This is a genomic window from Streptomyces sp. NPDC029836 (assembly GCF_055574495.1).
Genome location: NZ_JBVHZI010000023.1, coordinates 61965 through 73536, shown reverse-complemented (window position 1 = coordinate 73536; position 11572 = coordinate 61965). Strand labels below are relative to the sequence as shown.

At 74.6% G+C, this 11572-nt stretch carries 7 protein-coding genes; 3 read left to right on the top strand and 4 right to left on the bottom strand.

All coding sequences use genetic code 11. The features are described 5' to 3' along the window. Both ACZ4XJ_RS35280 and ACZ4XJ_RS35275 read right to left on the bottom strand, forming a co-directional pair. A partial coding sequence (locus tag ACZ4XJ_RS35280; RefSeq protein WP_468498620.1) for a non-ribosomal peptide synthetase occupies positions 1 to 2549 on the bottom strand: 2549 nt, incomplete at its 3' end. Between the two features lie 484 nt (positions 2550 to 3033). Beyond that, positions 3034 to 4476 carry a helix-turn-helix domain-containing protein gene (locus tag ACZ4XJ_RS35275; RefSeq protein ID WP_468498619.1) on the bottom strand — a complete coding sequence of 481 codons (1443 nt, stop codon included), beginning with the start codon at positions 4474 to 4476 and terminating at the stop codon, positions 3034 to 3036. Positions 4477 to 4754: 278 nt separating this feature from the next. Here ACZ4XJ_RS35275 and ACZ4XJ_RS35270 point away from each other — a divergent pair, with 278 nt between their 5' ends. Further along, positions 4755 to 4931: a hypothetical protein gene (locus tag ACZ4XJ_RS35270; RefSeq protein ID WP_362878400.1), complete on the top strand. Its 177-nt coding sequence runs from the start codon at positions 4755 to 4757 to the stop codon at positions 4929 to 4931. 73 nt (positions 4932 to 5004) lie between these two features. Here ACZ4XJ_RS35270 and ACZ4XJ_RS35265 read toward each other — a convergent pair whose 3' ends face one another. Next, positions 5005 to 9051 carry an AfsR/SARP family transcriptional regulator gene (locus ACZ4XJ_RS35265; RefSeq protein WP_468498618.1) on the bottom strand — a complete coding sequence of 1349 codons (4047 nt, stop codon included), beginning with the start codon at positions 9049 to 9051 and terminating at the stop codon, positions 5005 to 5007. A gap of 199 nt (positions 9052 to 9250) precedes the next feature. On the opposite strand from ACZ4XJ_RS35265, the gene ACZ4XJ_RS35260 reads away from it, so the two are divergent. Both ACZ4XJ_RS35260 and ACZ4XJ_RS35255 read left to right on the top strand, forming a co-directional pair. Then, on the top strand, positions 9251 to 9571 hold the full coding sequence (locus ACZ4XJ_RS35260; RefSeq protein WP_362878397.1) for a nuclear transport factor 2-like protein: 321 nt from the start codon (positions 9251 to 9253) through the stop codon (positions 9569 to 9571). A 168-nt stretch (positions 9572 to 9739) separates the two neighbouring features. Then, positions 9740 to 10507: a tyrosine-protein phosphatase gene (locus tag ACZ4XJ_RS35255; protein ID WP_468498617.1), complete on the top strand. Its 768-nt coding sequence runs from the start codon at positions 9740 to 9742 to the stop codon at positions 10505 to 10507. Positions 10508 to 10559: 52 nt separating this feature from the next. Here the strand turns inward: ACZ4XJ_RS35255 and ACZ4XJ_RS35250 are convergent, their stop codons facing one another. Further along, on the bottom strand, positions 10560 to 11426 hold the full coding sequence (locus ACZ4XJ_RS35250) for a lipase family protein (protein ID WP_468498616.1): 867 nt from the start codon (positions 11424 to 11426) through the stop codon (positions 10560 to 10562). Positions 11427 to 11572 lie beyond the last annotated feature (146 nt).

Genomic DNA, 11572 nt, shown 5'->3' with positions numbered 1-11572 from the left:
GGGGGTCCGTACGGGTTGGGGACGAAGTGGGTGGCGGTGGTGGTGGGTTGGGCGAGGTAGCCGTGGGCGATGCCGTCGCCGGCCAGGTACAGCTCCCCGGTGGTGCCGGGAGGGGAGGGCCGCAGCCTCGCGTCCAGCACGTAGGCGTGCTTGTTGATGAGCGGTCGGCCGATGGGCAGGGGGCCCTGGACTTCGGGGGTGGGTTCGATGGTGTGGGTGGTGGTGAAGCCCATGGATTCGGCGGGGCCGTAGCCGTTGGTGATGGTGAGGTGGGGGTGGAGCTGTTGGAGGCGGTGGACGTGGGCGGGGGAGGCGGGTTCGCCGCCGGTGTAGACGACGCGGGTGGTGGTGAAGGTCTCCGGGTGCTCGTCGGTGAGGTAGTTGAACAGGCTGGAGGACAGCTGGAGCATCGTCACGCGGTGTTTCTGTGCCAGCTCCGACAGCACCGCCGGCTCGGGGCGCTGTCCCGGTTGGAGAACGGTGCTTCCGCCGTGGAGCAGTGCTCCCCAGAATTCGAGGCTGAAGGCGTCCCAGGAGACGGGCGAGCACTGGAGGAAGGTCTCACCGGGGCCGAAGCTCGCGTAGGTCTGGGCGGTGAGGGTGGAGACCAGGTTGCGGTGCGAGGACAGGATCCCCTTAGGCCGGCCCGTCGACCCGGACGTGAACATCACGCACGCCACGTCCTCCCACGACAACCCCACCCCGGGATTCGTGCCTTCCGCCGCCGCGACCACGGCCGCCTCCGCGTCCAGCCGCACCACCCGCCAGGGACCGGTGAGACGGGAGTGGTGGCCGCCGTCCGTGACGAGGACGGCCAGTCCGGCGTCGTCGGCGGTACGGGCGAGGCGTTCGTCGGGGAACTCGGGGTCGAGGAGGGCGTAGCCGGCGCCGGTCTTGGTGACGGCCAGCAGGGCGACGGCGAGGTCGGTGCCGCGGTCGAGGAGGATCCCGGCGAGGTCGCCGCGCCCCAGACCCCGGGCGATGAGGTGATGGGCGAGCCGGTTGGCGCGGGCGTTCAGCTCCCCGTACGAGAGCTCCTGCCCGCCGAACACGACCGCGCGGGCGCCGGGCCGCAGCCGGGCCTGCTCCTCGAAACGGTCGACCAGGGTGGCCCCGCCGGTCTCCACCCGGATCCCGGTCCACTCCTCCAACACCTGTCGGCGCTCCACCGTACCCAGCAACTCAAGTTCGCTCAACGGTAGTTCCGGTTCGGCGAGTACCGACTCCACGAACCGCAGGAAACGGTCCTGGTGCCCCGCCACCGCCTCCAGGTCGCACACCTCGGGCGCCGCGTCGAAGTCGATCCGCAGCCCGCCCTCCGGACCGAGGTCGTACACCCCCACCGCCAGGTCCTCGACCGGCCCGTTGCTCATGTTGTGCTGCGTCGTCGGCAGACCGCAGAACCGCATCCCCGGGGTGAACGCCATGATGTTCACCAGCGGCGCCGTGATCCGCCGGTCGGTCTCGCCCAACCCCAGATCGCGGCACATGTCCTCGTACCGGGTGCGCTGCCGCGCCAGACCCTGCCGCGCCTCGGCGACCACCGTCGCCAGCAGCTCGCCCGTCGTACCCTGCGCCCGCACGGGCACCCGCAGCGGGATGACGTTCGACAGCATGGCCGGCGTACGCCGCGCCAGATCCGTGCGCCGACCGGTCACCGGCAGCCCCAGCACCGGCTCGGGGCTGCCGGAAACCCGGTGCACGTACGCCCCGACCAGCGCGATCACCAGCATCGTCCACGGCGCCCGGTGCGCCCGGGCCACCTGCCGCAGCCGCTCCGCCCGGTCCGGCGACAGCAGCACGGTCCGCCGTACGAAGGGCAGTGCGCCCGGCGCCGTCCGGCCCGAGCGGCCCTCGCCGAGGCGCGGGGTCTGCGGCAGCTCCGCGAGGTGTGCCGCCCAGTGGGCCCGCTCCGCGGCCGCCTCCGGGGACACCCGATGCGCCGCGTCCTCCTCCAGTACGTCGGCCAATGTCCCGAACGGGGTGGGCCCCCAGGGTTCGCCCGCGGCCCCCCGCTCGTACAGCTCGACCAGCCGCCGGTCCAGCAGCGCCACGCCCATGCCGTCGACCACCAGGTGGTGGAACGCGTGGAAGTAGAACCACCGCTGCTCACCGCCGCCGGTGGTGCCCGCCTTGAGCAGGGCGTGCCGGGTCAGCCAGTCACCGGCCAGGTCGAAGGGCCGGGCCAGCTCCTCGGCCATCCACGCGCCGGCCGCCCCCACGGGATCCGCGGCGTCCCCGAAGTCGCGGAACTCCAGCCGGCGGCCCGCCGGTTCGGAGTGCAGCAGCTGCCACAGCCCGCCGTCCTCGTCGGATCCGGTGCCCCGCACGCGCAGGACGTCCGCCTCTCGGGCGAGCTGCTGCCAGGCGCGGGCCAGCAGCTCCGGGTCCAGCGGCCCGACCAGCTCCCGGTACTCGCCGATGTTGTAGCGGCAGCCCGAGGCGTCGAGTCCGTGGGCCATCCAGATGTCGCGCTGCGCCGCCGACAGGGGCAGCCGCACAGCGGCCGGCCCGTGCGCGCTGCTGCGTTCGGACGCGGTGGGGGACATGCGGATGCTCCTCGCGAGGGGGTGGCGGGGGTGGGAAGTCGGCCGCCCGACGGGGCGGTGTTCCGGCTGTACGTCATCCAACCGGCGGTCCGCCCCGCGGGCGGCAGTTGCTCCGGCACTCCGGCAGCAGTTGGGCGGCAGGAGGAGCGACGGGCACGGCCCGTCGGGACAACGCGGCGGGCGCGCCCCGGCGTCGTCAACTCGGCTCGTGCGGGCCCCTTTGGTGACCAGACCTCCCGGAGGGACACTCGGGCGAGGGCGCCGCGCCGTCCGCTCCCGCGAACCGCCGGCGGCCGGGCGCGGGCCGGCGGGCCGGGGCTCCGCTAGTGCTGTGGCCGGAAAGGTTTGCCGGGTCGCGGTGTTCGGTGCGGTGCATCGCAAGGCGGAGGGCCGCGGTTCGTACTGGACGTACTTCCGTGGTCCGACAACGCGGCGAGGTGCCGTGCCGGGCGCCGCGACCCGGTGGACCTTTCCGGTCACAGCACTAGGGAGCGAGCGCGGTCGCCGCTCCGGAGCTGTCGCGGATCGCGGACCGGACGAGGCCCAGGACCCTGAAGCGGGAGCCGCCGCTCTCGTGTGCGGCCCGGACGGCGCCCGCGATCAGCAACTCCCGCAGCATCCGACCCGACTCGGGCAGGCTGCGACCGGTCAGGACGGTGATGCCCGTCAGATCGAACTCGGCGCCGTCGCAGCCCGCCCCGACCTCCGGGACCCGCGCGCACAGGGCGTCCAACAGCTCCCGGGCCCCCGCCGACAGGCGGCCCAGCCGGTGGCGCAGGGCCATCCGGAAACGGTCCGCGCCCGCGCCCCCGCCGAGGTGGTCGAGGAGCGCCACCGGATCGGAGTCCAGGCCCCGGCACAGCGTCGCCAGATCGCACACCACCAGCCAGGACGCCGCCGAGGCGAGCGCCCCCGGATGCCCGTCGAGCCGCCGGCACAGCCGGGCCACCAGCTCCATGTCGACCGGCCCGGGAGCGAACTCCGGCCGCACGCGCCGTACGTGGTCCAGGAACACCCGCACCGCGGGGGAACCGGCGTCCACCGCGCCCTCGGCCGGTACCTCCAGCGGAGCCAGCAGGAAGATCCGCTCGCCCGGCACCTCCCACGGCTGCTCCGAGGTGATCAGTAGGCCCAGTCCCGGGCAGGCCCGCAGTAGTCCGGTCAGCCCGTCGCACCGCTCCGGGGTCACGGGCGCCCCGTCCAGCACGAGCAACACCCGCTGCTCACCCACCAGCTCCGCGAGCGCCGCCACCCCGAACCCGGCCGCGCCGACCCCCGGGAGCAGCGGCCCGTCCGGCCCCACGGCGATCCCGTCCCGCCCCGGCGGGCCGCACAACTCGGCCACGGCCCCGGCCACCCGATCCGACAACTCCCCGTCGCCGTGCGCCAGATAGTCGGCCGACGCGCCCGGGAACCCGTACCAGAGCACCGGCATCCCGGCGCCGTGCACCCGCTCGGCCACCTCCAGGGCCAACCGCGTCTTGCCCACCCCGCCCAGCCCCACCAGATGCACCAGCCGCTCGGTACCCGACAGCAACTCCCGCACCAGGACGCCCGTTTCGGCGTCCCGGCCCGGCATCGCGTGCAACGCGGTCGGTGGCGCCGGAGGCTGCGCCCAGCACATCCCGCCGGCCCGGCCCTGCTGGGCGGCGGCCTCCAGCGCGGCCCGCGCCCGCTGCCCCAGCCGCAGGGCGTCGGCCATCAGCCGTACGGTGTCGGGGCGGGGCCGTCTGGCCTTGCCCTGCTCCAGATCGCGGATGGCCCGCACGCTGATCGTCGACAAGTCGGCCAACTCCCGCTGTGTGAGCCCGATCCGCAGCCGGTGGGCCCGTATCAGGGCTCCCACCCGGGAGGTCTCCTGCGGGGGCGCCGCGGGGATGCCGTGGCGCCGGTCCGTGCTCGTGTCCGTGGTGGTATCGGTGTTCATGGGCGCTCCCGGGGACGGTGAGGGAGAACGACAGGGCCAGGGGTGACGGCCCGGTTCCTGTTCCCCATCCTCAGCAGGGCGCTATCGCGTTGGCATCACCCCACGAACAGCGTCCGCCCCGTCGGCCCTATCGGCACTCCGGACCGCCACGAGCATCCCGTGATAGCGCGGCGATAGGGGCACGGCCGGTCCGGGGATTCCGGCCGTTCCTACGTTGGTGTCCAGAAAGAAGGAAGCGCCCCGGAAGCCCCCGGAGCGCACCGATGAAAGGACCCGACATGACCGTCTCCCACGCCCTGCGCACCGCCTTCGTCACCGTCGCCCTCGCCGGAACGACCGTCCTCGGAGCCCAGGCCGCCCACGCCGCCGGTGCGAGCGCCGTCACCACCCTCGGCGCCGGCCCGCAGGCCGTCCCGGCGGCCGGCGCCTCCACCAACACCAACCCGTGGGACTGACCCCGACCCCGCCCGACGCCCCGCGCGGGGACGGCGGGACCGGGCCCCGGACACCACGGGACCCGGCGGACGGTCAGACCCCGGCGGCGGACCCCGCCGCCGGCGCGCGCACCACGGCCACGGCCGGCCCCGGCACCGCGGGCAACAGGCCCGGCAGGGCCCCGAGAGGGACCCCGACCGCGGCGGGAGCGATCCCGATCACCGCGCCGCCCGCGCCCGGCTGCGCCCCCGCCGTCGCAGACACGCCCAGCATCTTCTCGGCCTCGGCCAGTTCGGGCTCCATCCGCCGGTCGCGGAAGGCCCGTACCGCACTTTCCAACAGCTCCCGGGACCGCGACCGCTCCCCGGCACCCCCGCTCGCCACGAGCAGCCGCGCCAGGTCGAGCCGTACCAGCGCGGCGCCGCCCTGGTCCATGATCTGCTCCCGCACCGAGAGCGCCTGCGCGTAGAACCCGCGAGCCGCCTCGCACCGGCCCATCTCGGCGTGCGCGTGCCCCAGGTCCCGCAACAGGTGTCCCTCGCCGATGACGTCCCCGCTGTCCCGGCACAGTTCCAGCACCTCGGTGAACGTCGTCACCGCCCGCTCGTGCTCGCCCTGCCCCTGGAGCAGTTGGCCCGCCCGCCGCAGCGTGCGTGCCTGACCGCCCGTGTACCCCACCGAACGGTAGATGCCGAGCGCCTCGTCGAGACGGCTCTGCGCGGCCGACGTCTGCCCGCGCCGCATCCAGATGTGCGCGCTCTGCGTCAGGACGATGGCCCGCCCCACCACGTCACCGGCCCGGTCGAAATCCCGCAACGCCCGGTCGTACAGCGTCAGCGCGTGGTCCTCGTTGCCCCGCATCCGTTCCAGCAACGCCAGGTCGCGGTGGCACAGCGCCAGCCCCTGCCGCTCGCCCAACTCCTCGAACAGGCCGAGCGCCTGCGTCAGCGCGGCCCGGGACTCCTCGCTCTGACTGCGCCCGAGGTAGAGCACGCCGAGCGAGCTGAGCAGGGCCGCCGTGCCCCGGGTGTTGCCGGCCGACCGCGCGCACTCCAGGGCCAGTTGGTGCGTACGCTCCCAGTCGTCGAAGTAGCCCCGTCCCTCGAAGAGGGTGGCCAGCGTCGTCGCCAGGTCCCAGCACAGCTCGTCCATCCCAGCCCCGGCCGCGTGCTCCACGGCCTGCACCAGATTCGCGTGCTCGGTGTCGAGCCACTCCAACGGATCCACCAACAGCTCGTCCACGCAACCCTGCGGCGGCTCCCAGCGTGGCGCGCCGCCGTGCAGGACGGTGAAGTCCCCGCCGTAGATGCGCCGGTGGGCCTGCTCGGCCAGCGACATCCAACCGCCGAGCATCCGGGCCGTCGCCGCCCGCTGGTCGGCCGGATCGTGGTGCGCCGCCAACTGCTCCCGGGCGAAGACCCGGATGATCTCGTGGAAGCGGTAGCGGAACCCGCCCGTGGACTCCATCCCGACGACGTCCAACATCTGTACGTCGACCAGCGGCTCCAGCAGATCGGAGGCGAAGGGCCGGGGATCGTCGAGCAGGGGCCCCGCCAGCCAACCCGGCAGCGTCGGGCCCTGCGCGAGGCTCAACAGCCGAAACAGGCGGCGGTCCTCCGAGGCGAGCCCGTCGTGGGTGAGCGAGAGGCTGGCCCGCATCGTCATCTCGCCGTGGGTCAGCTCGTCCAGCCGGTGCCGCTCGTTGGCGAGGCGGTGCACCATCGACGCGAGCGTCCAGTGCGGACGCGCCGCCAGCCGGGCCGCGACGATCCGCAGGGCGAGCGGCAGCCCGCCCACGGTCCGGATCAGCGCCTCGGCGGCGACGTCCTCGGCGGCCACCCGCTCCGCCCCGATCACCCGTACCAGCAGCTCCACGGCGTGCCCGGTGCTCATCACGTCGAGCTCCACCCGGTGCGCCCCGGGCAGGCCCGTGAGCCGGACCCGGCTGGTCACCAGGACGGCGCAACTGTTGCTCCCCGGCAGCAGCGGCCGGATCTGACTCTCCGACCCGGCGTCGTCCAACACCACCAGGACCCGCCGGGAGGCGAGCAGCGTCCGGTACATCTCGGCGCGCTCGTCCTGCGATTCGGGGATCACGGGGCCCGGGATGCCGAGCGCGCGCAGGAACCGGCCGAGCACCTCGCCGGAGGTGGCCGGGGTGCCGGTACCGCGCAGGTCGCAGTACAACTGGCCGCCGGGGAAAGCGGAATCGCCGAGCCGGTGCGCGATGTGCGTGGCCAGGGTGGACTTGCCGGTGCCCGGCTTGCCGACGATCACGGCCAGTCCGACGGCCCGACGGGTGCCGTCGCCGAGCAACGCCCGTTCGATGTTCTGGATCCGCTCCTCGTCGCCCACGAAGTCCGAGGTGTCGGCCGGTAGCTGACGGGGCGTCTCCTCACGGTACGGACCCGCCTGCGCGTGCCCCCCGTACGCCCCGCCGGGTCTCTCCACCCCGCCGGCGCCCCACGACCCGCTCGGCGCCCCCGACCCCGGGGCGCCCGATGCCGCCGCCGACCCGGCGCGGTCGTCGGGGCGGTCCGCGCCGAAGGCCACCGCGTCGGCGCGGTCGTCCCGTCGGGAGTCCGTGCCGAGGAAGGCCGCCGCGTCGGCTCGGTCGTCGGGGTGGGACCCCGCGCCGAGGAAGGCCACCGCGCGGGCGTCCCCGCCGGACGCGGGCGCGCCGCGGGGGCGGGCGCCGCCTTGGCGGTCCGATCCGGACGGGCCCGCCGCCGGCGCCGCCCCGCCGGCGTCGCCCCCGCCCGCCGACGCTTCCGCCCCGCCGGCGTCGCCCCCGCCCGCCGACGCTTCCGCGCCGCCGGGGGCTGCGCCCTGCGGGGTCCGCTCGCCGGCGCCGGGGTCCGTCGGGCCGGCGAGCAGCGCGCCGACGAGGGCGCCCCCGAGGGCGTCCGCCCCGCCGGGCCGGCCCGGCAGGGCCGGGAACCGCGATGCGCCACCACCGGGTGAGCCCGCGTCGAACCCGCCCCCCGTCGGGCCGCCGCCACCGGGTCGGCCCGCGTCGGGGTCCGTCGGGGCGCCGCCCCCGGGCACGTCCCGGCCCGGACCCCGCGCACCGACACCCGGACCTTCCGGAGCGGCGCCGTCGCCCGGCAGGCCCGACGAAGCCGGGCCACCACCCCGGCCGTAGCCGTCCGGGGCCTCCGCCCGGACCGAGCCGGCGTCCGGGCGGCCGTAGCTCCCCGAGCCCTCCGACCCGCCCGGGCCGCCGCCGTAGCCCTCGGACCCGCCGGAGCCTCCCGGGCCCCCCGCTGCCGCCGACACCCCACCGGCGTGCCCCGCCTGCCCGGCGCCGTCCGGATCCGGCCCCTTTCCGGGAGTCGCCCCGGGGAACGGCACCGGCGGGACGTCGCCCGAGAGGATGGCCCGTTCCAACTGCCGCAGCTCGCCGCCGGGCTCCAGTCCGAGTTCCTCCACGAGGAGTTCCCGTCCGACCCGGTAGCTCTCCAGCGCCTCGGCCTGCCGGCCCGAGCGGTACAGAGCCAGCATCAGCTGCCCGCGCAGCCGCTCCCGCAGCGGGTGGACCCGTACCAGCAACTGGATCTCGCCGACGAGTTGATGGTGCCGGCCCAGGTCGAGTTCGAGATCGATCCGGGTCTCGGCGGCCGTCAGCCGCTCCTCGTCCAACTGCAGGGCCTTGCTGCGCAGCGTCTCGCTCGACACCCCGCTGAGGCAGTCGCCCTGCCACAACTCCGCCGCCGCAAGCAGCAGTTCCACCGCCCCGGCCCGCTCCGCCCGCTTGCCGAGGGTGCGCGCCTCCGCGACCCGGCGGCCGAAGATCGCCGCGTCGACGAGATCGCCCTCCGTCTTGAGGGCGTACCCCGGCGGCCGGGTGGTGATGGCGGCGGCGATCCGCGCCGTGGAGAACAGCTTGCGCAGCCGTGACACGCAGATCTGCACCTGCGTGCGGGCCGTGTCCGGTGGCTCGTCGTCCCAGATCAGGTCGACCAGGTAGTCGGTACTGACGACCCGGTTCGCCTCAAGCAGCAGGGCGGCCAGAATGACCTCCTGCCGCCCCGGGGGAATCCTGACCGGCCCGAAGGGGCCGGTCACCTGTAACGGTCCGAGGATGCGGAACACCACCGTGTCCGGGGTGTGCGGAACCCCGCCGGGCGAAACGGTCATGAGACTCCCAGCTGGAGGCACGCCAGTGAACGGGTGGAGCGCGGGGTCAGTCTCCCCGAACACCTCTCCGGTTGTCCATGGTGTGGAGATTGCGTGGTGGTGAAGCGTGATAGGCAAGGGATAGCCCCGAGTTGTGGATCGGGAGGAAGGTGGGGCCGTCGGCACCCGGAGGGGGTGCGGCCGTACGAAAGGACTGCCCATGACCAGTCGGCACGCCGGGCGGGTACCGCCCAGTCGCGTCGTCACCGACTCCGGGGTCGACCACGTACGGCTCGCCTACGACTACTTGGACGCCGGCGACCTCGACGGCTACGGCTCGCTCCTGCACGCCGGCACCCTCGGCACCGACCTCGAATGTCCCCGACCGGCCGGGGTCCGCCACCACATCAACCGGATCGTCGCCGACGGGGACTGCGTGGTCGTGATGGGCCGCCTGTCGCCCCAACAGAGCGAGTTCGTGGACGTGTTCACCCTCTCGGCCGAGGGCATGCTGCGGGCCTGTCGCCGCTACTACCGCTGACCCGACCGGTGGCCCGTGCACACGGGCCGGCATCCTGGGGCCCACCGAAGCACCCCGAGGCGCCGCCGGACCACGGCCGAAGGCGCAGCACGGCCGAAGACGCACCACGCCACGCCACGTCACTCCGCACCACTCCGCACCACGCCGCACCGCACCCAGGAGCCCCGGTTGTCCCGTCCGCACGAAGCACCGCCCTCCCGCCACATCGCGTTCGAGCGCCTGCACAACTTCCGTGACCTGGGCGGCTACCGGACGACGGACGGACGCACCGTCGTCAGCGGCGTGCTCTACCGCTCCGACAACCTCGCGAAGCTCGAAGGCGCGGACTGGGAGCGGTTCCTCGGACTGGGCGTGCGGACCGTCATCGACCTGCGCTACCCCTGGGAGATCGAGCGGCGCGGCCGGGTGCCCGAGGCGCACCTGTTCACCTGGGCCAACCACAGCATCGAGCACCGGCCCTACGACCAGGCCGAGATCGACCCGGACACCGACCCCTGGCGCTACCTCGCCGACCGGTTCGCCGAGGTGGCCGAGGACGGCGTCGTGGAGATCCGGGAGGCCATCGAGCTCATCGCCGAGGGCCCCGGCCCCACCGTGTTCCACTGCGCCTCGGGCAAGGACCGCACCGGGCTCATCGCCGCCTTCGTCCTCACCCTCCTGGACGTCCCGCAGGAGGAGATCCTCGCCGACTTCGCGCTGACCGAGCTCGCCACCGAGCGCCTCGTCGCCGACTGGCGGGCCGCGCACCCCGGCCGCACCCTGCGCTGGCCCTCCTACGGGCGGGCCCCGGCCGGCGTCATGGCCCTCGTCCTCGCGGACCTGGCGACCCGCTACGGTTCCCCCTCCGCGTACCTCACTGGCCCCGTCGGCATCACCCCCGCCACTCAAACCCGCCTCCGGGAGCGCCTGCTGACCCCCCTCCCGGACCGGGTCTGACGCGACCGGCGCCCGACGGGCCCGAGGGCCGCGGCGGCGCTGCTCGCTCCGGTCACTCCGGCCGCAGGGCGTCCGCGATCCCCTCGGCGACCTCGCTCGTGGTGAGGTAGCGCAGCAGGGAGTGGCCGCCGAGGACGAAGCGGCTCAGGCCCGCGTTGACCACGAGCCGGTCCTCGACGCGGTCGCCGAAGAGCGGCCCCAGCTTCTTCACCAGCGCGACGGGGTCCTCGTCGGCCGCCACGTTGATCCAGCGCGCCACGTTCGGCCACGGCGCGGCGTCATCGCCCCCCGGCCCGGGCGCGAGCCGCTCCCGGACCGCGCGGATGCCCAGCGGCGAGCCCAGGGTGATCAGTGTGTCGACGTTCCACTCCGGGTGGTCGGCGCGGAGCGCCTCGTACGCGACGACCGAGCCGAGGGAGTGCGCGACGACGACCCGGGTGTCGGGGGTGACCACCCGGGCGAAGCGCTCCTGGGCGCAGGCCCGGACCGTGTCCTGTTCGTCGAGGTAGCGCCGCACCTGCCGGACGATCCGGATCACCACCCGGGCCGGCGGCAGGCCCAGCGCGGGGGAGGACTCCAGCCTGCGCAGCGCGGCCTGGGCCACGCCCCTGCCGCCGGCGGGGGGCGCGTCGAGTCCCGAGGCGATGGCCTCCAGCAGTTCGTGCTCCAGCGGATCGCGCACGTCCTCCTCGCGCAGGGGCGGGATGAGCGCGAACTCGTCCTCTTCGGTGGTCGGGCCCTTGGCGCCCAGGCTGCGGTAGCAGTTGCCGTAGTACACGGCCGACACCTGCTCCGGGGGCGGGACCGCCACCGCGGTGTCGTTCATGCCCAGTCGCAGGGCCTCGTACCAGGCGCTGAGCTCGGTCTCGCGGTGCTTGTACTGGTAGCCGATGCCATGGCACATCACGACTCGGGACACGCGTACCACCCCCCTCGGTGCCCGGGAAGTATAGGGAGGTCGGCCCGGGCGGCGGGCGTCTTTCGCGCCGAAGCGCCCGCGCGGGCCGGCGGGCGGGGTGCGGGCGCGTTCCGGGGCCGGCGGCGTGGTTCCGGATCACGTGACAA

Coding starts and splice junctions, on each gene's coding strand:
- ACZ4XJ_RS35275 (WP_468498619.1), bottom strand. CDS start 4,476: ATGAACACCGATACCACCACGGACACGAGCACGGACCGGCGCCACGGC.
- ACZ4XJ_RS35270 (WP_362878400.1), top strand. CDS start 4,755: ATGACCGTCTCCCACGCCCTGCGCACCGCCTTCGTCACCGTCGCCCTC.
- ACZ4XJ_RS35265 (WP_468498618.1), bottom strand. CDS start 9,051: ATGACCGTTTCGCCCGGCGGGGTTCCGCACACCCCGGACACGGTGGTG.
- ACZ4XJ_RS35260 (WP_362878397.1), top strand. CDS start 9,251: ATGACCAGTCGGCACGCCGGGCGGGTACCGCCCAGTCGCGTCGTCACC.